The sequence below is a fragment of the Bradyrhizobium campsiandrae genome (assembly GCF_014529705.1).
Classification (GTDB): domain Bacteria; phylum Pseudomonadota; class Alphaproteobacteria; order Rhizobiales; family Xanthobacteraceae; genus Bradyrhizobium; species Bradyrhizobium campsiandrae.
Map to the genome: position 1 here is coordinate 36,658 of NZ_JAANIH010000033.1, position 26,107 is coordinate 62,764.

The 26,107-nt window shown below is 64.6% G+C and carries 21 protein-coding genes; 12 read left to right on the plus strand and 9 right to left on the minus strand.

Annotation, left to right across the window (positions count from 1 at the left end):
* Positions 1-117: 117 nt before the first annotated feature.
* Both G8O24_RS23525 and mfd read left to right on the plus strand, forming a co-directional pair.
* Positions 118-408, plus strand: coding sequence for an FAD assembly factor SdhE (locus G8O24_RS23525; RefSeq protein WP_188103474.1), 291 nt, complete (start codon positions 118-120; stop codon positions 406-408).
* The gene (mfd, locus tag G8O24_RS23530; protein WP_188103476.1) at positions 405-3,923 is read left to right on the plus strand and encodes a transcription-repair coupling factor; all 3,519 of its coding nucleotides are present in this window, start codon (positions 405-407) and stop codon (positions 3,921-3,923) included. Before G8O24_RS23525 ends, mfd begins: the two co-directional genes overlap by 4 nt.
* A gap of 116 nt (positions 3,924-4,039) precedes the next feature.
* Here mfd and G8O24_RS23535 read toward each other — a convergent pair whose 3' ends face one another.
* The 3 genes from G8O24_RS23535 to G8O24_RS23545 form a co-directional block, all read right to left on the minus strand.
* Positions 4,040-5,263, minus strand: coding sequence for a GGDEF domain-containing protein (locus G8O24_RS23535; protein WP_188103478.1), 1,224 nt, complete (start codon positions 5,261-5,263; stop codon positions 4,040-4,042).
* Positions 5,264-5,348: 85 nt separating this feature from the next.
* On the minus strand, positions 5,349-6,851 hold the full coding sequence (locus tag G8O24_RS23540; protein ID WP_188103480.1) for an AMP-binding protein: 1,503 nt from the start codon (positions 6,849-6,851) through the stop codon (positions 5,349-5,351).
* 4 nt (positions 6,852-6,855) lie between these two features.
* Positions 6,856-8,715 carry an extracellular solute-binding protein gene (locus tag G8O24_RS23545; RefSeq protein WP_188103481.1) on the minus strand — a complete coding sequence of 620 codons (1,860 nt, stop codon included), beginning with the start codon at positions 8,713-8,715 and terminating at the stop codon, positions 6,856-6,858.
* A 257-nt stretch (positions 8,716-8,972) separates the two neighbouring features.
* Here G8O24_RS23545 and G8O24_RS23550 point away from each other — a divergent pair, with 257 nt between their 5' ends.
* Together G8O24_RS23550 and G8O24_RS23555 are read left to right on the plus strand one after the other, a co-directional pair.
* The gene (locus G8O24_RS23550; RefSeq protein WP_188103483.1) at positions 8,973-9,791 is read left to right on the plus strand and encodes an invasion associated locus B family protein; all 819 of its coding nucleotides are present in this window, start codon (positions 8,973-8,975) and stop codon (positions 9,789-9,791) included.
* Positions 9,792-9,941: 150 nt separating this feature from the next.
* The gene (locus G8O24_RS23555) at positions 9,942-11,279 is read left to right on the plus strand and encodes a serine hydrolase (protein WP_188103485.1); all 1,338 of its coding nucleotides are present in this window, start codon (positions 9,942-9,944) and stop codon (positions 11,277-11,279) included.
* Here the strand turns inward: G8O24_RS23555 and hspQ are convergent.
* Positions 11,276-11,608, minus strand: a complete 333-nt coding sequence (gene hspQ / locus G8O24_RS23560; protein ID WP_018317973.1) for a heat shock protein HspQ — start codon at positions 11,606-11,608, stop codon at positions 11,276-11,278. The two genes, G8O24_RS23555 and hspQ, sit on opposite strands and share 4 nt — an antisense overlap.
* Before the next feature lie 106 nt (positions 11,609-11,714).
* Between hspQ and G8O24_RS23565 the strand changes: the two genes are divergently transcribed.
* Positions 11,715-12,668, plus strand: coding sequence for an AEC family transporter (locus G8O24_RS23565; RefSeq protein WP_188103487.1), 954 nt, complete (start codon positions 11,715-11,717; stop codon positions 12,666-12,668).
* 3 nt (positions 12,669-12,671) lie between these two features.
* On the opposite strand, the gene G8O24_RS23570 is transcribed toward G8O24_RS23565, so the two are convergent.
* A complete protein-coding gene (locus tag G8O24_RS23570; protein ID WP_188103489.1) occupies positions 12,672-13,856 on the minus strand; it encodes a UbiH/UbiF family hydroxylase in 1,185 nt (394 codons plus the stop codon).
* A 128-nt stretch (positions 13,857-13,984) separates the two neighbouring features.
* Between G8O24_RS23570 and pcsA the strand changes: the two genes are divergently transcribed.
* The 4 genes from pcsA to metG all read left to right on the plus strand — a co-directional run bounded on the left by pcsA (position 13,985) and on the right by metG (position 18,413).
* Complete coding sequence (gene pcsA / locus G8O24_RS23575) at positions 13,985-14,710, plus strand: phosphatidylcholine synthase (RefSeq protein ID WP_188103491.1); 726 nt, start codon at positions 13,985-13,987, stop codon at positions 14,708-14,710.
* Entirely contained in the window at positions 14,707-15,453 is a 747-nt protein-coding gene (locus G8O24_RS23580) for a TerC family protein (RefSeq protein WP_188103493.1), read from the plus strand. Before pcsA ends, G8O24_RS23580 begins: the two co-directional genes overlap by 4 nt.
* A 60-nt stretch (positions 15,454-15,513) precedes the next feature.
* Positions 15,514-16,488, plus strand: a complete 975-nt coding sequence (locus tag G8O24_RS23585) for a quinone oxidoreductase family protein (RefSeq protein WP_188103495.1) — start codon at positions 15,514-15,516, stop codon at positions 16,486-16,488.
* 242 nt (positions 16,489-16,730) lie between these two features.
* Positions 16,731-18,413, plus strand: a complete 1,683-nt coding sequence (gene metG / locus G8O24_RS23590) for a methionine--tRNA ligase (protein ID WP_188103497.1) — start codon at positions 16,731-16,733, stop codon at positions 18,411-18,413.
* Between the two features lie 49 nt (positions 18,414-18,462).
* Here the strand turns inward: metG and G8O24_RS23595 are convergent, their stop codons facing one another.
* The 3 genes from G8O24_RS23595 to G8O24_RS23605 all read right to left on the minus strand — a co-directional run bounded on the left by G8O24_RS23595 (position 18,463) and on the right by G8O24_RS23605 (position 21,841).
* Positions 18,463-19,653, minus strand: a complete 1,191-nt coding sequence (locus G8O24_RS23595) for an acetylornithine transaminase (RefSeq protein ID WP_188103499.1) — start codon at positions 19,651-19,653, stop codon at positions 18,463-18,465.
* Between the two features lie 278 nt (positions 19,654-19,931).
* The gene (locus G8O24_RS23600) at positions 19,932-20,573 is read right to left on the minus strand and encodes a hypothetical protein (protein WP_188103500.1); all 642 of its coding nucleotides are present in this window, start codon (positions 20,571-20,573) and stop codon (positions 19,932-19,934) included.
* A gap of 110 nt (positions 20,574-20,683) precedes the next feature.
* Entirely contained in the window at positions 20,684-21,841 is a 1,158-nt protein-coding gene (locus G8O24_RS23605) for a tetratricopeptide repeat protein (RefSeq protein ID WP_244645965.1), read from the minus strand.
* 123 nt (positions 21,842-21,964) lie between these two features.
* Here G8O24_RS23605 and G8O24_RS23610 point away from each other — a divergent pair, with 123 nt between their 5' ends.
* The gene (locus tag G8O24_RS23610) at positions 21,965-22,906 is read left to right on the plus strand and encodes a hypothetical protein (protein ID WP_188103502.1); all 942 of its coding nucleotides are present in this window, start codon (positions 21,965-21,967) and stop codon (positions 22,904-22,906) included.
* 231 nt (positions 22,907-23,137) lie between these two features.
* Here the strand turns inward: G8O24_RS23610 and rimO are convergent, their stop codons facing one another.
* The gene (rimO, locus tag G8O24_RS23615; protein ID WP_188103504.1) at positions 23,138-24,457 is read right to left on the minus strand and encodes a 30S ribosomal protein S12 methylthiotransferase RimO; all 1,320 of its coding nucleotides are present in this window, start codon (positions 24,455-24,457) and stop codon (positions 23,138-23,140) included.
* A 221-nt stretch (positions 24,458-24,678) separates the two neighbouring features.
* On the opposite strand from rimO, the gene G8O24_RS23620 reads away from it, so the two are divergent.
* Positions 24,679-25,320 (plus strand): hypothetical protein, encoded by a 642-nt coding sequence (locus G8O24_RS23620; RefSeq protein ID WP_188103506.1) that lies wholly within the window; start codon positions 24,679-24,681, stop codon positions 25,318-25,320.
* 92 nt (positions 25,321-25,412) lie between these two features.
* Complete coding sequence (locus tag G8O24_RS23625; RefSeq protein ID WP_188103508.1) at positions 25,413-26,006, plus strand: hypothetical protein; 594 nt, start codon at positions 25,413-25,415, stop codon at positions 26,004-26,006.
* Positions 26,007-26,107 lie beyond the last annotated feature (101 nt).

Genomic DNA, 26,107 nt, shown 5'->3' on the forward strand with positions numbered 1-26,107 from the left:
TTTGCGCCTCCAGCGGGTGCGGCCATGCCAAATCGAGGGCTGACACAGCCGGTTCCAATGGCTATATCAGCCCCGCCCGGCACGTCCGGGCTTTCGGCGTTTGACTGGATTTGAGACATGACGGGAACGACACGATCGAGCAACGGGCTGGACGATCGCCGCAAGCGGCTTCTGTTCCGCTGCTGGCACCGCGGCACGCGCGAGATGGACCTGATCCTCGGCCGCTTCGCGGATGCCGAGATCGGCAATTTGTCTGAGGCTGAGCTGACGGAGCTGGAGCGTCTGCTCGAGGTCAACGATCCCGATCTCTATGCCGCCATCACCGGTGACAAGCTGCTGCCAGAAGCTGTCACCGGCGCGCTGTTCGCCCGCATCAAGGCGTTTCCGATTACGGACGGCGATCTATGAAGCAGGGTATGAAGTCGCCGGCCGAGCAGCTCGCGCCCGGCCGTGCCTTGACTCTTGCCAATGTCGCGGAAGGAGCGGAAGGCCTCGTCGTCTCGGATTTGGCGCGCGCCATCGCGGCGCGGCCGAAGAAGCCCGCCGTCAGCCTCGCGGTGATCTGCCGCGACGGCGGGCGCATGCAGCAGCTCGAACGCGCGCTGCAATTCTTCGCGCCCGATTTGCCGGTGCTGACGTTTCCAGCCTGGGACTGCCAGCCCTATGACCGCGTCTCGCCGCATGGCGGCATTCTGGCGCAGCGCCTGACCACACTGGCGCGGCTCGCCGCGCTCACCGGCAGCGACAAGCCGCTGATCGTCCTGACCACGGTCAACGCGGTGGTGCAGCGCGTGCCCGCGCGCGAGCTGGTCGCGGCGCAAGCGCTGTCGGTCGCGCCGGGCAACGTGGTGCCGATGGACACCATCATCGTCTGGCTCGAACACAACGGCTACAACCGTTCGTCAACCGTCCGCGAGCCCGGCGAATACGCCGTGCGCGGCGGCATCCTCGATCTGTTTCCGGCCGGCCTCGAGCAGCCCGTTCGCTTCGACTTCTTCGGCGACAGCCTGGAATCGATCCGCTCCTTCGACGCCGAGACGCAGCGCACGCTGCTCGACATGCGCTCGCTCGACCTCGTGCCGGTCTCCGAATTCCAGCTCGTCACCGACACCATCCGCCGCTTCCGCATGGGCTATGTCGCCGAGTTCGGCGCGCCCGAGCGCGACGACGCGCTGTACGAGGCCGTCAGCGAAGGCCGCCGCCACCCCGGCATGGAGCACTGGCTGCCGCTGTTCCAGGACCGGATGGACACGCTGTTCGATTATCTGCAAGGGGCCACTGTGGCGATCGAGCCGCAGGCCGAGGACGCGGTCCGCGAGCGCTTCAAGCAGATTCAGGACTATTACGAGGCCAGGCGCGATGCGATGGAGCATCCCGGCGGCGGCGCCATCTACAAGCCGCTGCCGCCTGACCGGCTCTATCTGACCGAGGACGAGTGGGGCAAGCGCGAACGCGACATCCCGCTGGTGCGGCTGACGGCATTCTCGGTGCCGGCAGACGGCACCAGCGTCGTCGACGCCGGCGCGCGCAAGGGCCGCGATTTTGCGCCTGAACGTAACGACTCCAAGGTCAACGTGTTCGAATCCGTCGTCAGCCACGTCATGGCGCTGCAGGCGAGCCGCAAGAAGGTCGTGATTGCGCTCTGGAGCGAAGGCTCGCGCGACCGCATGACTTCGATGCTGCGCGACCACAAGCTGGCGCACACCACCAGCGTCAATTCCTGGCGCACGGTGCAGGCAACCCCGCGCAACGAGACCATGCTCGCCGTGCTGGGCCTGGAGAGCGGTTTCGAGACCGACGAGATCGCTATCATCAGCGAGCAGGACATCCTGGGCGACCGCCTGGTGCGGCCGCGCAAGGCGAGCCGCAAGCTCGACAATTTCATCTCGGAGGTGACGAGCCTCACCGCGGGCGACATCGTCGTTCACGTCGATCACGGTATCGGCCGCTTCATCGGCCTGCAGACTCTCGACGTCGCCGGCGCGCCGCATGACTGTCTCGAGCTGCACTATGCCGCCGAGACCAAGCTGTTCCTCCCCGTCGAGAACATCGAGCTACTGTCGCGCTACGGCTCTGACCAGACCACGGTGGAGCTGGATCGCCTCGGCGGCAGCGGCTGGCAGACGCGCAAGGCAAAGCTCAAGAACCGCATCCGCGAGATCGCGGGCGAACTGATCAAGATCGCCGCCGCGCGCCATCTGCACGAGGCGCCCAAGCTGCCGGTGCAGCAGGGCCTCTATGACGAGTTCTGCGCGCGCTTCCCCTATGACGAGACCGAGGACCAGCTCGGCGCCATCGAAGCCACGCTGAAGGATCTCGAGCTCGGCCGCCCCATGGACCGCCTGGTCTGCGGCGACGTCGGCTTCGGCAAGACCGAGGTTGCGCTCCGCGCCGCCTTTGCCGTCGCGCTCGAAGGCAAGCAGGTGGCGGTGGTGGTGCCGACCACGCTCTTGGCGCGCCAGCACGCCAAGACCTTCACCGAGCGCTTCAAGGGCTTTCCGGTCAACGTGGCGCAGGCCTCACGCCTGATCGCGACCAAGGAGCTGAACCAGGTCAAGAAGGGCATCGCCGACGGCTCCGTCGATATCGTCGTCGGCACGCATGCGCTGCTCGGCAAGGCGATCAAGTTTCGCGACCTCGGCCTCGTCATCGTCGACGAGGAGCAGCATTTCGGCGTCACCCACAAGGAGCGGCTGAAAGCGCTGCGTTCCGAGGTGCATGTGCTGACGCTGTCGGCAACCCCGATCCCGCGCACGCTCCAACTTGCTTTGACCGGTGTCCGCGAGCTCTCGATCATTGCCTCGCCCCCGGTCGATCGCCTTGCAGTGCGCACCTTCGTCGCTCCGCACGATCCGCTGATGATCCGCGAGGCGCTGCTGCGCGAGCGTTATCGCGGCGGCCAGGCGTTCTACGTCGTGCCGCGCATCGACGACCTCGCCGAGGTAAAGGACTTCCTCGACAAGAACGTGCCTGAGATGAAGGTCGCGGTCGCGCACGGCCAGATGCCGCCCGCCGTGATCGAGGACATCATGACCGCGTTCTACGACGGCAAGTTCGATATCCTGCTGTCGACCACGATCGTGGAATCCGGTCTCGACATTCCCAACGCCAACACGCTGATCGTGCACCGCGCCGACATGTTCGGCCTTGCCCAGCTCTATCAGCTCCGCGGCCGCGTCGGGCGGTCCAAGCTGCGGGCCTATGCGCTGTTCACGCTGCCTTCGCAGCAGAAGATCACGGCGCAGGCCGAGCGCCGCCTCACCGTGCTGCAATCGCTGGAGACGCTCGGCGCCGGCTTCCAGCTCGCCTCGCACGACCTCGATATCAGAGGTGCCGGCAATCTGCTCGGCGAGGAGCAATCCGGCCACATCAAGGAGGTCGGCTTCGAGCTCTACCAGTCGATGCTGGAGGAGGCGATCGTCAACCTCAAGGCCGGCGTGTCCGAGCCTGCCGCCGACCGATGGTCGCCGACCATCACCATCGGCATGCCCGTGCTGATTCCGGAGGACTATGTCGGCGATCTCTCGGTGCGGCTCTCGCTCTACCGGCGCCTCGCCGATCTCGACAGCGAAGAGGAGATCGAGAACTTTGGCGCGGAAATGCGCGACCGCTTCGGCGTGCTGCCCGACGAGGTGCGATACCTGTTCAAGGTCGCCGCGATCAAGGCGTTCTGCCGTCAGGCCAATGTCGAGAAGATCGATGCCGGCCCGAAGGGCGCCGTCATCACCTTCCGCGACAATTCCTTCGCCTATCCCGATCGCCTGGTGTCGTTCATCAAGAGCTACGGCCAGGCCGCCAAGGTGCGCCCCGACATGAAGGTGGTGTTCCTGCAAGATTGGGAGACACCGGAAGAGCGCCTTGCCGGCACCACGGAGATCATGCGGCAACTGGCGCAGCTCGCTCAGAAGAAGAAGGCGGCGTAGGGAGCGGGGCGAGATGCCGTAGGGTGGGCAAAGCGAAGCGTGCCCACGCATCTGCTGCGATCGAGAGAGATCGTGGGCAGGGCGCAAGGGCGCCTTTGCCCACCCTATCAGAGACTTTACGACGCCGCTCGTGACGCGTCCGCTGACAACCTCGCCAACAGCGACCTCGCCGTATCCGACGGCGACAGCGAATCCACTGATACCACGGGATCGCTGCGCATCTCGTGCTTGCCATTGGAGGTGTGCTTCATCACCGCCGACAGGCGGCGGGCGATCATGTGCGCCGTGCGGAAATCGGTCTCGGCGAACACCACGATGACCGAACCGTCCTTCTGCGCCACGCCGAAATCCATCTGCCGCATCAGACGGCTTAAAATACGCGCGGCATCGAGCTGCGCTCGGGGATTGCCAGGATCGAAGGCGAAGCGCGCGACCGACAGGCCGCCGCCGCGGCCAAGCGTCTCGTCGACCGCCTTGGCGAAATCGCGGGCAAAGGCTTCGAGCGTGAGCAGGCCGCTGCGCGGATCGAGCCAGCCGCCGGCGTCGATCGAGCGCAGCGTGCGGCTCAATTGCGCCTCCATCGCGCGCTGGCGGATCAGCGGCAGCGCGTTGGCGGCAACCCTCGCGGGCTCGCCCGCGATCAGCTCGAGATTGGGCAGGTCGTAGCTCTGGGTCAGTTGGTGCGCGGTGACGACCACGGGCAGGTTGCGGAAGCGCGTATCCTCCGCGAGCACCGTGAGGAAGGCGTCGGTGACGCGCGGGGTGAAACCGTCGGACAGCACGACGCCGTCGATGTCGCGGGTGTTGAGATGCTTTGCGGCGGCTTCGATCGAGAGCGCACCGACCACGCCGGTGCGCTCGCCGAGCGTGACTGACAGCGCAGGATAGGCCGCTCCGCGGCCGATCAGGAGCACGATGGCATCGCGCACCGGATCGGTCTCCGGCAGCGCGATCTTCACCTCTGGCAGCCGGCGCAGCACGGTGGCATGCAGGGTGCGGACACGGATCGCGGCGCGCAAGCGTGCGATCAGGCGTTCGGCGGCGTTGCTGCGGGTGGCGAAGGGCAGTGCGTTGTGGGGCAGCGACACTTGCGGATCCAGCGCGACCAGCGGCAGGTACAGCGGCTGATCGGCGATCTTCTTCGCAAGCAAGGCGACATGCGGCTCGTGCCCACCGGACATTGCGGCGAGGACGGCGGCCGGTTGCACCTCTTCGACGGCGCGTGCGGCGCTCGCCCAATCGCTGTCGACCACCGGAAACAGACGCGCCTCGTCCAGCGCTGCAATAAAGGCGGGGCGCTCGGCGTTGGACACAAACAGGATCGGGCCCGCCTGGGACATCAGGAAACTCTGATCACGCAATCGATGTCGCGCAATCTAGTCCGGGCGCCTTAATGCGGCGTCAATGGATCACGCGAAACTGCGGCTAGATCGGCCCCGAGCGGTCGCGAAAAGCCTCAACCATCAGAGGGTTAAGGCCAAGCTCGTTGAGCGCCTCGCGGGCGCGGGCATTGTCCTGGGCCCGGCCCGCCAGCCGATGGCCCGAGAGCCGGTCGGGCAGGGCCGTCAGCAGCGCGCCCTGGCCGAGCCGGCGTGCCCATTCCTGCAGGTCGTTGGAGAGGAAGCGATAGCCGCCGACGGCCATGATGCCCGATGGCGGCGCGGTGATGTTGATCGCACCGCTGACGCGATCGACCCGGGCGGCATAGCCGGTGTCGACATAGTCGCGCGGCGGCTGCGCCGTCAGCGTCTCGCCGACCGGTTGCGGCGGCGCATAGGCAGCGATCGGCACCATCGGGCCGCGCAGGCCGAGCGTGCCCTTCGCCGTCAGCAGGATCTCGCCCGCGATCGAGGAGCCGGACTGCTCGCGGGGGGCGCCATGCGGGCCCGGCATCACCGCGACGGGCACGCCGTCCTCGCCGCGCCGGGCGCCGAACAGGCCGGCCTCGCCGAACAGATAGACATCGGTGAGCGGCGCGTGCGGGGCGATCCAGGCTTCGCTCGCCGCCACCTGCTCCGGCGCTCGCCACAGCCCAATGACATTGCGCAAGGTCGGCATCCGCGCCGCCAGGCCGGAATCGCCGAGCCGCAAAGCGAGCTGGGCCGGCGCAATCAGCACGTCGCATGCGTGTTCGTTGATCTGCTGCTCCAGCACCTCGCTGTCGAACGGATGATGCAGCGCCAGCGTGCCGCCGCAGAGCAGCCACACCGCGAGCGAGGAGGCGAGGCCGGCGAACGACATCGGCGTGAACGCCGACATCACGGTCGCGCCCTGCTGGATATCGGCCTCCAGCGACATCGCAAGTCCGCCCGCGATCAGGCTGAAATGCGGCCGCGGTACCGGGCGGAAGCCCTCGGCCGTGACGTCGAAGGAAATCATCGCCGCCTTGCGGCCATCCTGGATGACTGCGCGCGTCGTGCCGGGCGGGCGCGCCAGCACCTCGTCGAGCGGAGCCATGCCTTCGGGCAGGTCAGTCCCGAAGCCGAACACGTGGCGGATCGAGAAGGCCTCGGCGGCGGCGTGCATCGCAAGATCTGCGTAGCTGACGCCGTCGACCTTGCTCATGGTGACGATGGCGCGCGCCGCCGTGCGGTTGAGCGCGGCTGCCAGTTCCGCCTGCCGCCACAGCAGCGGCAGCACCGCCACCACGAGGCCGGCGCGATGGGCAGCCAGCACCGTCAGCACGAATTCGACCGTTGCGGGCAACTGGATCGCGATCACGGAATTGGCGGGCAGGCCCGATTCGACAAAATGCGCCGACAGCGCCTCGATGGCGGTATCGGCTTCGGCGTAGGTCAGCCGCCGCGGCTGGTGGCCGGTGATACGGGATTTGTTGAGCGGGTCGAGCAGAGCCGGCGCGTGCGGTTGCCGCATCAGCGTCCGCTGGAACAGCGTGTCGAGCGTCGGCGATACGGCTGGCTGATTCACGGCGTCACTTCGCTGGATTGGCTTGAGGCTCACCCTTCGCCCACCACGTCTCCGGCAGATAGCCCGAGAGCGCGGTGGCCTGTGGCCGTTCTATCCGATTCCAGCGCGCGATCCATTGCTCGGATACGTTAAACAGGGGGATTGTGTAGAAGCCTGCGATCAAGGCGCGGTCGAGCGCCCGCACTGCGTCGACGAAATCCGTATGATCACGGGCCTCCAGCAGGGCCTTGATCATGGCATCGACGGCGGGATCCCTTGCGCCCATGTAGTTGCGGGTGCCCGGATTATCGGCGGCGGCGCCGCCCCAATAGAAATACTGCTCGTTGCCGGGGGAGAGCGACTGGTCCCAGCGGTTCTGGATCATGTCGAACTCGTAAGCGAGCCGGCGCTGGTCGAACTGCACCGGATCGACCGCGCGGACGCTCACCTCGATGCCGGCGCGCTTGAGGTCGCGCTGGAAGGCGAGCGCGATGCGCTCCTGGTCGCGGGTCGTCACCAGCATCTCGAAGGTGAAGGGCGCCCTGGTCTTGACGTTGCGCAGCACGGTGCCGTCGAGATCGTAGCCGGCCTCCGACAGCAGCTTGAGGGCCGCACGCAGCGTCGTCCGGTCGCGTCCCGAGCCGTCGGTGACGGGCAGGCGGTAGCTGCCATCCATGATGTCTTCGGGGATCTGGGCGGCGAAAGGCTTCAGCAGTTCGCGCTCGCGCGCATCCGCAGGCCGCGCATAGGCCGACAGCTCGGAGCCTGCGAAATAGCCGGCGACGCGCGAATAGAGCGAGAAGAAATAGTTGCGGTTGATCAGCTCGAAATCGAACAGCAGCGTGAGGGCCTGGCGCACGCGGATGTCGGCGAAGACGGCACGCCTGGTGTTGAACACCAGGAATTCGGAAGGCTGCGGCGTGCCGGGCTTGAAGGTGTCGCGGATCACCTCGCCGGTTTTGGCGGCGGGAAAATCATAGCCGTCGTGCCAGCGCAGCGGTTCGTTCTCGACGCGGAAATCATAGAGGCCGCGCTTGAAGGCTTCGAACTGGCCATTGGCCTCGCGATAATAATCGAGCCGGATCTCGTCGAAATTGAACAGCCCGCGATTGACGGGCAAGTCGCGGCCCCAATAATCGGGATTGCGCGTCAAGGTCACGCTGGCGCCGGGCTTCACCGCCGTGACGCGATATGGGCCGGAGGCGATCGGGCCTGACAGCGTCGTCTCCTCGAAGGTCGCGACGTCGATCGCGTGCTTCGGCAGGATCGGCATCAGGCCGAGGATGAGCGGCAGCTCGCGGTCATTGGCCCCGGTGAGGTCGAAGCGGACGGTAAGCGGATCGGGCGCTTCGGCCTTGGCGACCTTGGCGTAATATTGCCGGAGATTGGGGCGGCCGTGGTCGCGCAGCAGCTGCCAGGAGAACAGCACGTCCTCGGCGGTAACAGGCTTGCCGTCGGAGAAGCGGGCGCGGGGATCGATGCGGAACGCGACATAGCTGCGCGAATCGTCGGTCTCGACGGTCTTGGCGAGCAGGCCGTAGAGCGTGAACGGCTCGTCCTGGCCGCGCGCCAGGAGGCTCTCGACCACGTAAGCGCGAATCGGCTGCACGGCCAATCCCTTCACGATGAATGGATTGAGACTGTCGAACGTGCCCAGGATGCCCCAGGTCAGGCGGCCGCCCTTGGGAGCATCGGGATTGGCATAGGGCATGTGGGTGAAGTCGGCGGACAGCGCCGGCTTGCCGTGCATGGCGATCGCATGCACCTCCTCAGCCTGGGTGCCGCCGACCGATCGCCACGCGGCGAGGACCAGGATCGGAAGGATCAAGGCGAGACGGCAAAGGCGGACACCGGAGCCCTCGCACGGGCGCTGGAACATGAACATTCGGACACGTTGATTCGAGGGCCGGTGGGCCTGAATCCTATCACAGGGATTTCACTGAGCGCCCGTCCGGATGGGGCCAAAGGCGCTTGTCGGCATTGATCTTTCCGTCGGCCACGTTAAGAAGGCACGCAATCGCGCACGAGCGCCGAGCCCGTCACTTAACTGCCTCAATTGACGGGGAGAGAGCCGCGCCCGGCGGCTTGGTTCGGTGCTTCGGAGCGGTTCGGGCACTTCCCGTTCAGAAAGGGTTTTCTGCAATGAATTTCCGTTATTTGGCCGCGTCCGTCCGGCCGCGCGGGCGAGTTCTCGCCCTGTTGACGGCGACGGCCCTGGCCATTCCGTTTGCCGCCGAAGCCCAGACCCCCGCACCGGCTCCGGGCGCCCCCAAGGCTGCCCCGAAAGCCGCGCCGAAGGCTGCCCCCAAGGCGCCGGCTCCGGCCGCCGCACCGGCTCCCCAGGCCCAGCAGGCCCCGGCCCAGCAGGGTGCTCCGGCAGCGCAGGGCGGCCAGCCCGCCGATCAGCAGATCCAGCTGATCTACGCGCCCTGGACCAAGTTCTGCCTCAAGGGCCAGGACGCCAACGCCAAGCAGGTCTGCTTCACCGGCAAGGACGGCCGCATCGAATCAGGCCAGCCGGTTATCGCGGCCGTGATCATCGAGCCGGAAGGTGAGCCCAAGAAGATCCTGCGCGTGACGCTGCCGCTCGGCATGCAGCTCGTGCACGGCACCCGCATCATCGTCGACAACAATCCACCGCTGCAAAGCCCTTATGTGATCTGCTTCCAGAACGGCTGCATGTCGGACTACGAGGCGACCCCCGAGCTCCTCGCCAACATGAAGAAGGGGCAGAACCTCGTGGTGCAGGCGATCAACGCCAATGGTGCGCCGCTGACCCTGCCGCTGCCGCTCGCCGGCGAATTCCAGAAGGCCTATGACGGTCCGCCGACCGATCCGAAAGTGTTCGAGGAAACGCAGAAGAAGCTGCAGGAAGAGCTTCAGAAGAAGGCCGAGGAGCTGCAGAAGAAGCAGCAGCAGCAGGGCACGCCTCCGGGCGCGCCGGTGGCCGGCCAGAAGTAGTCGGGCTCAGCTCCCGGACATGCAAAAGGCGCTCGTCTCGAGCGCCTTTTTTGCTGCCTGCTTTGGATTTTGTTGGCGGTCAGAACCTCGCCGGTCTGGATGAATCGATGGGGATCCCCACATCGGTGTCGCAATCGGGAGCTGGCGGACTTGGGCTCGGGTTTTCCGGACGACGCGAAAATACGCGCAATTCTGATGGATCGGATCGATGCCCGGCGCCGAGGCGTTGGCCTGGTCGTCGGCGTCATCGACCAGGACGGGCATCGGATCATCGGGTACGGAAAGGTCGATAAAGGCGATCATCGGATCCCGGATGGCGACACGCTGTTCGAGATTGGCTCGGTGACAAAGACCTTCACCTCGCTGCTGCTGGCCGACATGGCGGAACGCGGCGAAATCTCTCTGCATGATCCAGCCGCCAAGCATCTGCCCGTGGGCGTGACCCTGCCAACGCGTGGCGGCAAACAGATCACGCTGTTCGACCTGGCGACCCATACATCCGGCCTGCCGGCGATGCCCAGCAATTTCGACCCCGGCGATCTGGCCAACCCTTTTGGGGATTATTCCATCGACAGGCTCTATCAGTTCGTCACCAGCCACGTCCTCAGCCGGGACATCGGCACGACCTACCAATACTCCAATCTTGGTGTTGGCCTGCTCGGCCATATCCTCGAGCTTCGTACGGGTCTCGACTACGAGACGCTGGTGCGACAACGGATCACCGGGCCGCTGGGCATGGCCAGCACTGCCATCAACCTTCCACCTGCGCTGACCGCGCGGCTTGCGCGAGGTCATGATCAAGGTCTGCGGCCGGTCCGCAACTGGACCCTGGCAGCGCTCGCCGGCGCCGGAGCCCTGCGCTCCACGGCAAACGATCTCGTTCGGTTCATGGCGGCCGAACTCGGCTTCGTCGAGATCTCTCTCGGACGGGCAATGTCGGCGCAACTGCGTCCGCGTCGTCCAACCGACACGAAGAACATGGAGACCGCACTCGGCTGGTTTGTTGTGAAGACTCCGACCAGGGAAGTCGCGTTCCATGGTGGCGGCACCGCCGGCTATCAGAGCTTTCTGGGGATCGATCTGGCGCGACGCATGGGCGTCGTGGTTCTCGGCAATGCTTTCGCCATGAATGGCGTCGGCGATATTGGCTTTCATCTGATCACCGGCAGCCCGCTCGCACAAGACAACAGGCCTGTCAGGATTGCTCTCGGTGCCGCCGCCCTCGAACGCTATGTGGGGCGATACAGGGTGCTACCGACGGCCGTGCTGTCCATCACCCGCGAGGCCGACCGGCTGTTTGCGCAGCTTGTCATCGATGGGGCCGAACAGCAGCGCTCAGCCTATGAGCTTCACCCGGATGCGCCCGATCATTTTTACTGGGATGCCGATGACACCGAGATCAGCTTTCAGGTCGGTCCTGACGGCCGCGTGACGGGTCTGGTTGCGCATCGATATGGGCGCGACACCCAGGGAATCCGCCTCGCTTAGTTCAAGGAGGGATTGCGCGGGCGGTAGCCGCCATCCTTGTTCTTGATGAAGATCTCGGCGACCTGGGAATGTCGGATCGGCTCGCCGGACTCGTCGGGCAACAGGTTCTGCTCGGAGACGTAGGCGACGTACTCGGACTCCGCGTTCTCCGCGAGCAGATGATAGAAGGGCTGGTCCTTGTGGGGCCGCACCTCCTCGGGGATCGACAGCCACCACTCCTCGGTGTTGTTGAATTCCGGATCGATGTCGAAGATCACCCCCCGGAACGAGAAGATCCGGTGGCGCACGACCTGTCCGATCTGGAACTTGGCTGTCCGCGCTTTAATCATTCCCCGTCGATAGACCAGGATTGTGGCCGATGCTAGTGGCCTTATTGGGAATTAACCCTCGGCCGCGGGATAGATAGCCGGCAGGTCTTCAGAAAACACTTCATCAATGGCCGATATCCTCAATCTAGCACTACCTTATTTTGGCTTGATCTTCGTCGGCTTCGCCTGCGGCAAGGCGAAGGCGCTGCCGGAATCAGGCCTCGCTTGGATGAACTTCTTCCTGCTCTACGTGTCGCTGCCGGCGCTGCTGTTCGCGATCATGTCGAAGACGCCGTTTTCGGAGTTGAACAACCCGCCGTTTCTGGTCGCAACCACGCTGTCGACGGTCGCGGCGTTCAGCATCGCGCTGGTGGTCGGCAAGCTGCTTGGTGGGCTGACGCTACGCGAAGCGACGCTCGCGGGCCTGTCCGGCGGTTACGGCAATATCGGCTACATGGGGCCGGGCCTTGCGCTCGCCGTGCTCGGGCCCAAGGCCTCGGCGCCGACCGCGCTGATCTTCTGCTGCGACAGCATCTTCCTGTTCACGGCCGTGCCTTTGCTGATCGAGCTGTCGGACCGCGATCATCCCTCGATCGTGCATGCCTTCGGCGTGGTGCTGAAGCAGATCGTGCTCAATCCGCTGATCATGTCGGCCTGCTTCGGCGCGGCCGTGGCGGCGCTTCACATCGAGCTGCCGGTGGCGCTCGACCGCACCATCACTTTCCTCCAGAACGCAGCCGCGCCGACCGCGCTGTTCGTGCTCGGTGTGACGGTGGCGCTGCGCCCGTTCGATCGCGTGCCCTGGGAGGTGCCCGGTGTGATCGCAGTCAAACTCCTGATCCATCCGCTCGCAGCGTTCGGCCTGATGCTGGCGTTCGGCCCGTTCGCGCAGCCCTGGGCCGCCACGGCCATCCTGATGGCTTCGCTGCCGCCGGCGCTCAATGTGTTCGTGATCGCCCGTCAGAACGATGCCTGGATCGAATCCGCATCCGTCGCCGTGCTGCTCGGCACGTTTGCATCGGTGGTCACGCTGACCAGCGTGATGTGGCTGCTTCAGACCGGCCGGCTGGCGTTTCCGTAAGGGCTACCTCCGCCACGTCGGCGTCAGGCCTTCGCGCATGGCAAAACGGCGCAGCGGGCCGATGGCACCTAACAGGTGCATGCCGACGGCGCGGACCGGTTGCAGCGGCAGGAAATCGTTGAGCAGCGAGCGGTTGGCGATGTCGATCGCAAATGTGCGGCTCAAGATGTCGGGCCGCCGCGCCCGGTCGTAGCGCTTGAGCAGGTCGGGCGCGCCGGGATCCTGACCTGATGCGATGGCGTCGCCGGCAAGTCTGGCGATGTCGGCAGCATCCCGCAGACCGAGATTGAGGCCTTGGGCACCGATCGGAGGAACCACGTGGGCGGCTTCGCCGACCAGGGCGATGCGGTCGCGCCCGAAGGATTGCGGCCGTTCGATCGCCAGCGGAAACAGATGGCGGCCGGGTTCGACCGTCATGCGGCCGAGGATCGAATGCGACTGTTTCTCAATCGCAACGGAGAGCTCCTCGTCGCTTAAAGTCCGTAGCCGTTCGGCTTCGGCAGGCGCACAAACCCAGACGATGCTGGACCGATCGCCGGGCAGGGGCACGAACACGCATGGCCCGTGCGGCGTGTGGAACTCGGTCGAGACGTTGCGATGCGGCCTGCCATGGCCGACGTTGAATGTCAGCGCCGTTTGGGCCAGGTCGCGCCGCGTCACCGCAATGCCGGCGGCCTCCCGGCACAGCGAGTGCCGCCCATCGGCGCCGACCACGAGGCGCGCGGTCAGGAACTGGCCGGAGGCTGTGCGGATCGCGACATCTTCGGCTTCGATCACGACGCTTTCGGCCTCGTCGTCGAAACGCACGAGATTGGGCAATTCGGCCGCGCGCGCCTCGAGCGCCAGCATCAGCGAGCGGTTGTCGATGTTGTAGCCGAACGCATCGAGCCCGATCTCATGGCAGGAGAAGCGGACCTCGGGGCTGCGGAACAAGCGGCCGGTGTCGTCGACGAGGCGCATCACCTCGAGCGCGGCCGCCTTGTCCTTGCAGCGCGACCACACGTCGAGGCTCTCGAGGAGATCGAGGGAGGTACCCAGCAGCGCCGTGGTCCTGTTGTCGGCATAGGGCAGGCGCCGGGCCACCAGCGCGGTCCGCGCCCCGCGCTGAGCCAATGCAATTCCCGCCGCAAGGCCGGCCGGTCCGCCGCCGATAACGCTGGCGTCAAAGAGTGTCGATGCGTCTGTCATGGAACGACATTTGACATGGCCTGCGGCAAATTCAAGCCCACCTATTTTGCCTGATTTTATGACCGATTGCGCGGCGCAATGCCGCGACGGCGGATGTGCAAACCGGTCCCATTCTGCTAGCAGGAGCTATGGACAGCCAAGAGGATTCCCTCAAGCCGACGCCCGTGATCCGTGCCGCGGCATTCTCGGTGCACATCTTCACCGCCTTCGGCGCGGCGATCGCGCTGCTCGCGATGCTGGAGGCCGTGCGCGAGCACTGGGCGGCGATGTTCGGCTGGCTGGGCGTTGCCCTCGTCATCGATGCCATCGACGGGCCGATGGCGCGGCTGCTCGACGTCAAGACCGTGCAGCCGAACTGGTCGGGCGACGTGCTGGATCTCGTGGTCGATTTCGTCACCTATGTGTTCGTGCCGGCCTATGCGATCGTGGCGAGCGGCATGTTGCTGCCGGTGGCGGCACCTCTGCTCGGCATCGCCATCATCGTCACCAGCGCACTCTACTTCGCCGATCTGCGCATGAAGGCGGATGACAATCATTTCCGCGGCTTTCCGGCGCTGTGGAATGCGGCGGCGTTCTATTTGTTCCTGCTGCACTGGCCGCCGCTGTCGTCGACGCTGCTGGTCGCAGCCCTCGTGGTGCTGACCTTCGTGCCGTTTCACGTGCTGCATCCGGTTCGCGTGGTGCGGCTGCGCTGGCTGACGATGTCGCTGATCGTGCTGTGGGGCTTGCTCGCCTTCTATGCGCTGGAGATGGATTTTCATGCCGGCCCCGGCGTCACGATTGCACTTTGTGCCATCGCGCTCTGGATCGCCTTCAGCGATGCCCTGATCCGCCTGGCGAGATCCTTCGCGTGATGCATTTGCTGACCAGCCCCGAGGCCTGGGCCGCGTTGCTCACTTTGACGTCGCTCGAGATCGTGCTCGGCATCGACAACGTCATCTTCCTGTCGGTGATCGTCTCGCGCATTCCCGAGCAGCAGGCCCATCGTGCCCGCCAGATCGGGCTGGCGCTGGCACTGGTCTTCCGCATCATCCTGCTCAGCCTGCTGGTCTGGCTGATCGGCCTGACCGCGCCGGTGTTCTCAGCTGCAGGCTACGATTTCTCCTGGCGCGACCTCATCCTGATTGGCGGCGGCCTGTTCCTGATCGCCAAGGCGACGCACGAGATCCACGCCGAGGTCGAAGCCGATGACGGCGAGGGCAAGCAGGACACCGGCGGCAGCGCCTTCTTCTGGGTGATCCTCCAGATCGTGGTGGTCGACATCGTGTTCTCGCTGGACTCGATCATCACCGCGATCGGCATGGCGCAGGACATCGAGATCATGATCGCGGCGGTCGTGATCGCCTGCCTGATCATGTACATTTCGTCGGGACCCGTGGCGCGATTCGTCGCAGAGCATCCAACCACCAAGATGCTGGCGCTGGCATTCCTGGTGCTGATCGGCGTCGCCCTGGTCGCGGACGGATTCAAATTCCACATTCCGCGGGGCTACATCTATTTTGCGATTGCGTTCTCCGCGGCGGTCGAGTTCTTCAACGTGCTGGCCAAGCGCAATCGCAGCAAGCCGGCAAGCGGCCCGTCCAGCCGTTCCGACTGATCGAGTTGACAAGGCGGGCGCTATGTCTTTCGCTTCGCCTGAGGAAGAGGAGGTCAGGTGATGACCAAAGCCGTGCGCGTGCACAAGGTCGGGGGCCCGGAGGCCCTGGTCTATGAGAGCGTCGAGGTGCCCCCGCCAGGCCCCGGCGAGGTGCGCATTCGCCAGCATGCGGTCGGCCTGAACTTCATCGACGTGTACTATCGCACCGGTCTCTACAAGGCGCCGGGGCTGCCCTTCATCGCCGGCAACGAGGCCTCCGGCGAGGTCGTTGCCGTGGGACCGGGCGTGACGCATTTCCATCCCGGCGATCGTGTCGCCTATTACCACAATCTCGGCGCGTATACGGGCGAGCGCAACATCCCCTGGGAGAAGCTGGTCAAGCTGCCCGACCACATCACCCACGAGCAGGGCGCCGTGCTGATGCTCAAGGGCCTGACCGTCTGGTACCTGCTGCACAAGACCTTCAAGGTCGAGCCGCATCACCGCGTGCTGATCCATGCCGCGGCCGGCGGCATTGGCCTTCTGGCCTGCCAATGGGCGCGGGCGCTCGGCGCGCATGTCATCGGCACCGTCGGTTCGCGCGAGAAGGCCGAGCTTGCCGAGGCCAATGGCTGCGACCACGTCATCCTGTACAATGAAGAAGACTTCGTCGCGCGGGTGAAGCAGATCAGCCGCAACGAGGGCTGCGATGTGGTTTACGACGGCGTCGGCAAGGCGACGTTCCCGGGCTCGCTGTCCTGCCTGAAGCCGCGCGGCATGTTCGTCTCGTTCGGCAATGCCTCAGGGCCCGTGCCGCCGTTCTCGATCGCCGAGCTCAACAATCACGGCTCGCTGTTTGCGACGCGGCCCAAGCTCAACGACTATATCGGCACGCGCAAGGAGCTGCTGGAAGGCGCCGACACGCTGTTCGCCGCCGTCATCAACGGCAAGCTGCACGTGCCGATCAATCACGCCTATGCGCTGAAGGATGCCGCCAAGGCGCATATCGACCTCGAAAGCCGCAAGACCACGGGCGCGTCGATCTTGAAGCCGTGAGTTGTTGCTTGATTGCGCCGCTGAAATGATGCACTTTCAGCGGTAGAGGTGATCGCAGTGAACCTTGCCATTGCACGAGTGCTCAATCGAATGCCCCGGCCCGACCGCAAGGAGGTTTGCCGGAGGGGATAGCGCGCGTCCGGCGCGTTGCATGTGAGCTGAATTCAGCCCTTCCGGTTCATGCGGGAGGGCTTTTTGATTCCAACGGATTCAGCGCTTTTCAATGCGAAAGGGCGCTCCCCATGACCAGAATTCTCATCACCAGTGCTTTGCCTTATGTTAACGGCGTCAAACATCTCGGCAATCTGATCGGTTCGCTGCTTCCTGCCGACGTGCATGCCCGGTTCAGACGACAGCTCGGCGACGACGTGTTGTTCATCTGTGCCACCGACGAGCACGGCACGCCGGCCGAACTCGGTGCGCTGAAGGCGGGCGAGGAGGTCGGCGAATTTTGCGCGCGGCAGCACGCCATCCAGGCCGACATCTATCGCCGCTTCGGCCTGTCCTTCGACCATTTTGGCCGAACCTCGTCGTCGCAGAATGCCGCGCTGACACAGCATTTCTATCGGCGGCTCGATGCGGCCGGACTGATCGACGAGCGCGAATTGCGGCAGGTGTGGTCGCCAGCCGACCAGCGATTTCTGCCCGACCGCTACGTGCTGGGGACCTGTCCGCATTGCGGGTACGGTGAGGCAAGGGGCGATCAGTGCGACGGCTGCGGAACGCTGCTCGATCCCGATGAGTTGGTCACGCCGCGCTCGGCCCTCTCGGGTGATACCGCGCTCGAGATCCGTCCGACACGGCATTTGTTCCTGCGGCAGTCTCGTCTGGTCGAGACGCTGCGGAGTTGGATCGACAAACGCAACGGCTGGCCGCCCTTCGTGGTATCGACGGCAAAAGGTTGGCTGACCGCCGAATTGAGGGATCGCTGCATCACCCGCGATCTGGCCTGGGGGATTCCGGTTCCCCGCGCGGGCTTCGAGAGCAAGGTGTTCTACGTCTGGTTCGATGCGCCGATCGGCTACATCGCCGCCACGCAGGAATGGGCCGAATGTGCGTCCGGCCGCGATTGGCAATCTTGGTGGCGCCAGGCCGATGACGTCAGGTACGTCCAGTTTCTCGGCAAGGACAACGTGCCGTTCCATGCCGTCAGCTTTCCGGCGACGCTGCTCGGATCGGGCGAGCCCTGGAAGACGGTCGATGTCATCAAGGGCTTTCACTGGCTCACACACGAGGGCGGGAAATTCTCGACCAGCGGGCAGCGTGGCGTGTTTACCGATGCGGCTCTCGAAGAGCTGCCGGCGGACCTTTGGCGCTGGTGGTTGATCGCCAACGCGCCGGAGAGTGCCGATACGGATTTTTCCGTGCCGCGCTTCGTCGCCGAGGTGAACAAGGACCTTGCCGATGTCTTCGGCAATCTCGCCAACCGTATCATCAGCTTTGCGCATAGCGTCTTCGACGGGTGCATTCCAGATGGCGGCACGCCGATCGGGCAGGAGGCTGGGCTGGCAGCCGAGCTCGACCAGCGCATCGCCACGTTGCGTCGTCACCACGAAGCGCTGGAGTTTCGTGCGGCGGCGTCGGAGACGCGCGCGATCTGGAGTGCGGCAAATGCGTATCTCCAGCAGGCTGCGCCCTGGACCGCAATCAAATCCGATCGTGCCAGGGCCGCCGTTGTGACGCGGACCGGCCTCAATCTTGTGCGTTTGTCTGCGGTTCTTGCCTGGAGCATCATCCCGGAACTGTCGGACAAAGTCCTGGATGCATTCGGCGACGGCGGCGTCATCCCGCGTTGGCCGACAGAGCGGTGCCGCGAACAACTTGATCGGGATGCCGGCCATCCGGTCAAACGGCTCGCACCGATCGTTGCGAAGATTGGCCCCGACAAGGCTGCGCATCTTGTGCAACGTTTCGGCCCGGCATGACCAGAGGTGGCGTGACGGTGCTTTATTCCGCCACGCCACCTCGCGAACGTTACGCCACCCGTCGTGCCGCGCCGGCCTTGGTCAGGATCGCGTCGAGACAGCCGATCATCTCCGCGATCTCTGCCTTCGTGACGTTCAGGGCCGGCATGAAGCGAAGCGTGTCGAGCTGCGGCGCGTTCAGCAGCACGCCGGCCTCGAAGGCCTGCGCGACGATCCCCGGTGCGATCGGCAGCTTGAGGTCGAGCGCGAGCAACAGGCCGCGGCCGCGCACGCCGCCGAGGCCGTGCCGCACCGAGACTTTTTGCAGCTCGCTTTCGAGCAGCAGCCCGGTCTCCACCACCTGCTTCAGGAACTGCGGCTTGCCGACCTCATCGAGCACCGCAAGGCCGGCTGCGCACATCACCGGGTTGCCGTTGAAGGTGCCGCCCTGGTCGCCGTGCTCGAAGCAGGAGGCGCGTTCGGTCGCAAGCAGGGCGGCGAGCGGCACGCCGCCGCCGATGCCCTTGCCGAGCGTCATGATATCGGGGGCGATGCCGGTGTGCTCGTAGTGGAAGAGTTTTCCGGTTCGGCCCATGCCGGTCTGGATCTCGTCGAAGATGAGCAGCAGGCCGTGCTTCTCGGTCAGCGCGCGCAGCTCCCGCAGGAACTGGTCGGTCGCTGGCCACACGCCGGATTCGCTCTGGATCGGCTCCAGCATCACCGCGACGGTGTTGCCGTTGATCAGCTGCTCCACCGAAGCAAGGTCGTTGAGCCTGGCCTTCTTGAAGCCCGATACTTTCGGCTCGAACAGTGGTTCGAACGCTTTCTTGCCCGAGGCCGACATCGTCGCCAGCGTCCTGCCGTGGAAGCCGCCTTCGAAGCTGATGATTTCGAACGCGCCGCCCTTGTGCAGGCTGCCATATTTGCGCGCGAGCTTGATCGCGCCTTCATTGGCTTCCGCACCCGAATTGGCAAAGAACACCTGGTCGAAGGCGCTGGTCTCGACCAGCGACTGCGCGAGCTTGAGGCTCGGTTCGTTGTAGAAGGCCGGGCTCGGCGTCAGCAGCCGCTTGGCCTGCGCCGCCAATGCCTCGGCCACCGCTGGCGGCGAATGGCCGAGGCAGTTGACGGCCCAGCCTTGCACGAAGTCGAGATAGCGCTTGCGGCTATCGTCCCAGAGGTACGAGCCGGCGCCGCGGACGAACACGGCCTTGGGCCGTGCGGTGATGTCCATCAGCGCGTCATACGGATGCGTCGTCATGTCGAACTCCTCTTGGGGTGGCGAAGATCTCGGGGCGAAAAAGGGACGCGAAAAGCAAGAAGGCCGCACTTTGCGGGTGCGGCCTTCTCGAAAACTGGCTGAATTCAGTGCTTCAGCGGCGTCGTCGGACATGGCGCAACCCATCATCGTCGCGGGAGCGACGACGCATGGCCTGGCGCAGATGGGTCCGAGTCTTGATCATGGGGCGCGTCGGTACAGCCGAAGGGCGGGGTTTGTCAAGCGGATGTTTCCCCGAATGCCCGCCGAGCGTGCATCGATCAGGCGGAATGAGCCGCTTCCTCTGCCTCCTCCTCGCCCCAGTCCGCGCCCGCAATCGACGTGTCGATGAACTCGCCGCGCAGCAGCTTGAGCGGTGAATTCCAATACAGTGCGATGTTGTGGAAGGGATCGGTCAGCACCTTGAAGACCCAGACGAGGCCGGTCGTGACGCCGCGCGTGGCGAACAGCTGGATCATCCGCGCCAGCCCGCCGCCGATGCCGATCGCGAGCCAGAGCGCACCGACGTGGCGGATGAAGTCGATGCGGTCGGCCGGTGGGGCAAACAGGCCGAACAGCGTCGGATACACATAGAGCGCGATCGGCGCACTGCCCCAGACCAGCAGCAGAATGATCTTGCGGGTCTGGTTATAGCCGACCTTGACCGCTTCCTTATACTCGTTGCTGACGTCGTTGACGGCGTCGTAGCCGTTCGGCTCGAAGAAGAAATGCCCGGTCTGCCGCGTCAGCATCGCGAGCCAGCCGACCAATCCGGCCAGCGCAGGGTCTTTGAACAGCAGCGCATAGCAGGCGAGGAAGATGATCGCGCTGATCAGGTGCAGCGTCTGGTTGACGGTGCTCTGGTGGTAGAAGCGGTAGTCGTCGAAGCGTTGCGTGCGCAGCATGTCCGAGAGGCGGCTCATCATCGTTCCTCGTTCGCGTTGAAGGCGCGCGAGAATTAGGACGAGTCCGTGACCCCTGCGTGAATGCATTATAGTGTCACATTGCGCGCGCGTGACGCTGCTTGTGGCGGCTACTCGATGCCATACTGCGAAAACACCTCGGCAATCCCGGCATTGATCGCCTTCGCGGCGGCGATGTCGCGTTCGGCGCCGGCGGCGTCGCCCTTCTTCCGTTTCGCAAGCCCGCGCCCATACAGCGAGCTGCCGAGCTCTGGCTTGGCACCCAGCGCGGCGTCATAGTCGGCAATCGCGGCATCGAGATTGCCGAGCTTGAGATAGGTGAGGGCGCGGCTGTCCAGCGTGTAGGGATCGTTCGGAGCCATCCGCAGCGACTGCTCGCAATCGTCCAGCGCCTCCTGCAGACGCCCGAGGATCGCGCGCGTCATGCAGCGCGAATTGAACGCTGCGGGATTGCTCGCATTGGCGTTGATGGCGCGATCGTAATCCTCGAGCGCCAGTGCATAATCTTGCGCATCGAAATACATGTTGGCGCGCGCGTAGAAATCGCGGTCGTTGTATCGGCCGAGCTCGATCGACTTGGCGAAATCGGCCAGCGCGCGGTCCCGATCGCCGCGATCGCGGAAGATGCGCGCACGGTTGCCATAGGCGGGGCCATAGGTCGGATCGAGCTTGATCGACAGGTCGAGGTCGGCCAGCGCACGGTCGGTCTCCCCATGTTCGCGGTAAGCCGTCCCGCGGTTGAAGAGGGCAAGCGCGAATTTCGGATCGAGCTTGATCGCGCGATTGTAGTCCGCGAGCGCATGGGCGTAGTCGTTCTTGCCACTGTAGGAATTGCCGCGATTGTTGTAGTACCAGGCGTCATCGGGATCGAGCTTGATCGCGCGCGTGTAATCCATGATGGCGTGGTCGCGGTCGCCGAGATCGTCATAGACGATGCCGCGATTGAACCAGGCGGCGGCGTTGTCCGCATCGAGATCGATGGCGCGGTTGAGATCGGCCAGCGCGCGCTCGGTCTCGCCCTTGCGCCGGAACATCTCGCCGCGGTTCGCGAGCGCGACCGCATTCGACGGATTGGCCTGCAGCACCGCCGAGCAGCCGGCGATGCGCTGGTCCTCGCTGCCACCTTTGTCCTCGCTGTAGCACCATTGGCGTGCTTGCGCGGCCGAGGGGGAGCGGGCGGTGGCGGGGGCGGACTGCGCGAGCAGCGCCATCACCAGGGCGGCTGCGGACAGCTTGAAGCAAATTGCTGATGTTTCGTGGTGTTTCATGTGCCGGCCCAGCCGCAACCATTGCGCCTCTAGCGCGTTTGTGATCGAAGGACGCGAATTGGTTCGAACCGGCCGACCGTCGGTTCAGACCAAAAGGGCGGGACCACCGAGATCGTTGCAGCCTTGTCCGATACGCCTTACCCGATCGACCTCGACAGCATTTGCGGCGCGTTTCCGCCGGGCATCGAGGCGCCGCCTTTGCTGCTGGATTTCGCCGGCTGGTTGAACGGACGCCCCTGGGGCAGCGTCGGCTGCTTCTCGCTGCAAGGCCAATTCTCCGACCAGGCCCCGATCTTCGATGGCAGTCCCTTGCGCGATCGCTTCGCGCTGTTCATGCGCCTGCCTGACGGCTCGGCCGTCGGCGGCTGGTACGGCGCTGGCCTGGACCGCGACGATCCGCCGATCGTGGGCCTTGGTTCCGAAGGCGATTATGAGCTGCTGGCGCCATCTCTCGATGCGTTGCTCGCGAAGCTGACCTCGCAGCAATTCGACAAGGCTTGGCACGATCTGCGGCCGCATGACGAGGTCGAGCCGCAGACGGTCGAACTGGCGCAATGGCTTGCCCGGCGGCCGCCTGGCGCGCCCATGACGTGCGAGGACGGCACGTCCGAGCTGCCGGATTTCCGCGGCTTCGTCGAGAAGTGGAGCCGGGACCGGGAGGACTATTGGGCCAATCACCGCCTGATGGCCGAGCTCGGCTGGCGGCTCGCCGCGCATCTGCCCAAGGGCAAGAACGCCTGGGACAAGACGCACTTCGAGGTCGCGATCGTCGGCCGGCAATACCAGGCGCGCGTTCTGTCGCGCGGGCCGCAGCCGTTCGAGGAAGCGGGCTCGATCGAATCCCTGCTGCGCGATCTGCGCGAGGAGATGCGCCGTGCCCAGCCCGAGCTCGGGCTGTGGTACGCGATGAAGTTCGGCCTCTACGCCGACGGCCGCGTCATGCCGAATTTCGAATACGATGTGCGGCCTGTGATCGATGGCGAGCCGGCACTGCTCGCCGAGGCCAAGGCCGATCTCGCCCGCGCGCCGCGGCCCGAGCGCTGGGTGCCGAAATGGCTGGCGTGATCGACTCCATTTCGTCGTTGCGACCGCTGCGATGGCGATAGCTGACCCGTCATCCTGAGGTGCGAGGCATGGGACGCAAGGCGTCCCATGGGGAGCCTCGAAGGATGAGCGGCCGGGATGCAGCCGAGCCGTCGTCCTTCGAGGCTCGCTCTCCGGCGCGTTCGCGCCGCAGCGCGAGCGCCTCAGGATGACGGGGACGGAGCGGTCATCGCTGCGCCAGCAATGACGGAGTTAGAATCCCGCAACGCTGCCGTGCAGATCGTACTGATCTGCGCGCTCGATCTTCGCGGTGACGATCTCACCGACGCGAAGAGGCCGGCGGCTCGACAGATACACCGCGCCGTCGATCTCCGGCGCATCCGCCTTGGAGCGGCCCTTGGCGACGGTCGGGCCGACCTCGTCGATGATGATCTGCTGGCGCGTGCCGACCTTGCGCTTCAGCCGCCGCGCCGAGATCTTCTGCTGGCGCGCCATCAGCGCGTTGTAGCGCTCCTGCTTGACCTCGTCGGGCACGGGATTGGCGATGGCGTTCGACGTTGCGCCCGCAACCGGCTCGTATTTGAAGCAGCCGAGCCGATCGATCTCGGCTTCTTCGAGCCAGTCGAGCAGATAGGCGAAATCGGCATCCGTCTCGCCGGGGAAGCCGACGATGAAGGTCGAGCGCAAAGCAAGGTCAGGGCATTCCTCGCGCCAGCGCTTGATGCGCGCCAGCGTCTTGTCCTGCGCCGCCGGGCGCTTCATCGCCTTCAGCACCTCGGGGCTCGCGTGCTGGAACGGGATGTCGAGATAAGGCAGCACCTTGCCCTCGTTCATCAGCGCGATGACCTCGTCGACATGCGGGTAGGGGTAAACGTACTGGAGCCGCACCCAGGCGCCGAGCTCGCCGAGTTCGCGGGCGAGATCGAGGAATTTGGCGCGGACCTGGCGATCCTTCCACGGGCTCTCGGCATATTTGAGATCGACGCCATAGGCCGAAGTGTCCTGTGAGATCACCAGCAGCTCCTTGACGCCGGCGCCGACCAGACGCTCGGCCTCGCGCAGCACGTCGTCGGCCGGTCGCGAGACCAGGTCGCCGCGCAGCTTCGGTATGATGCAGAAGGTGCAGCGGTTGTTGCAGCCCTCGGAGATCTTCAAATAGGCGTAGTGCCGCGGCGTCAGCTTGATGCCCTGCGGCGGCACCAGGTCGAGATGCGGATTGTGCGCCGGCGGCAGCGCGCGATGCACGGCATCGAGCACGCTCTCATATTGCTGCGGACCAGTGATCGAGAGCACGCCGGGATAGGCCTGCTCGATCGCTTCCGGTTCCGCGCCCATGCAGCCGGTCACGATCACCTTGCCGTTCTCGGCCATGGCCTCGCCGATCGCCGAGAGCGATTCCTGCTTGGCGCTGTCGAGGAAGCCGCAGGTGTTGACGATGACGATGTCGGCCCCGTCATGCTTGCGGGCAAGCTCATAGCCCTCCGCGCGCAGCCGCGTGATGATGCGCTCGGAATCCACCAATGCCTTGGGGCAACCGAGTGACGTGAAAGAAATACGCGGCGCTCTGTCCATGATATCGCCTGGAGCCTAGTTCTGAATTGTCAGGATTTGCGACCCAAGTAATTGATCCGGTGGAAAAATTCAACCTATACGCATGCTTTAGCGATAGTTCCGGTCAAGTACGTAAAAACCAGCAATGGGGACCCGCGGCCAGGACCTGGGCGTGCAATGATAGTATTGGTTGCGTTAACTGAGGCCTGCTATTAACGCGGGTTAAACCGGCGGAGTGCGCTATGGGTCTCGACCTCGTTGTGGAGGGATGTGCAAAGCCTGGCCACGAAGGAGAGTGGCGCCGCCTTCTGGAGCGTGCGTTCAAAGACGACGAACTGTCAGAGACGGAAATCGCCCGTTTCAACGCGATCAGCATTCCCGGCCATGAGCGGATCGGCGCACCACGCGTTGGTTTTGATTCCGCCGCGGACGCATGGATTGTCGAGGCCCGGACGGCGCAAACGCCAGAGGACGTAGCGGCTACTCTCAAGGAATTCCACGGTTACTACGTTTTGAGACTCGTGAAATGCGATGGCGTTCCAAGCTACTCCAATGGCGGGTATTATGACGGAGTCGATGAGACAAGCTTTCGCGGAGACTTCCTGAAGAGTTGTAGGAACGTGATCGAGAAACCAACGCTGAGCGCGGCGTGGGAGCACAAATTTCCGGAAGCCGCGATCGAGTATGGGCGTGCTTTGCTTGACGCAGCTGATGCCGGCATGACGACCCCTCTTGTCGCACATCGAAGCTTTCTTTCGCGTTTGGGCCTTGTCAAACCCACCGAGCCGCTTCCGTTGTCAGAGCAACTCGAAATTGTCCGCGCCGCAGGCCGCTGGTTCGTTTTCTGGGGCGAGCGGGGGAATCCGATAAGGGCCTATTTCTGATCGCAGTTCGAGCTACTCGTCGCTTACAAGGCTTCAGAACGGCCGGAGAGGCATACTCGGGAATGTTGCGATTGCTGAATCGGAAATGGTCAATGAGTGTGGGCTTCCTGCTCGCGCTCGTCGCTTACCACGCTGGCGCCGTCTATTTCGGCATGCCGTGGAAATTGTTCTTTCTCGGCCTCATCGGATCGGCGTACGTGTTCTTGACTATTGTCGTCGCGCAGATGTTCGACGGCCTCTCGCCGCCGGGGCGAGGGGGAAAGACCATCGGCGTTGGCCGGGCGATACTTGTCGGCGAGATAGTGGTGAAGATACCCGCCCTCGGTCTCATGCTGCTGACGATCTGGTTTTTGGGGCCAATCATACAGGGATGGATTCAAGGTAACGCGAGCAACGGGATAAAATTTCTGACTCTTGTTGTCGTCATGTTGATCGCATTGGGTGCCGGATGGACGTGGTGGGCGGTTGTCATGCCACGATGGTGGGTGTGGGCTTTGGAACGCGTAGCGAATCCGCGGCTACTGTACAGTGCTGCCGTATCCGCCCAGCTTTTATGGCCGCAACACCGGCGGCTTGCGTCTCTCAACCGGACTGTATGGAAGACGAAGCGTCTTTCTTTGCGCGAGGAAGTGGCGCTCAAGCCTTACGTCGAAGAACCAACAGCTGAATCGAACCCCAATCTCTGACCCAGCACTTCGACGTTGTCTCAGGACTATCCGCAGCTGACCTTGGGCGCAGCCGTCTGATCCATATCCAAATCTGCCTGATTGACAGGCCTCAGCTAATC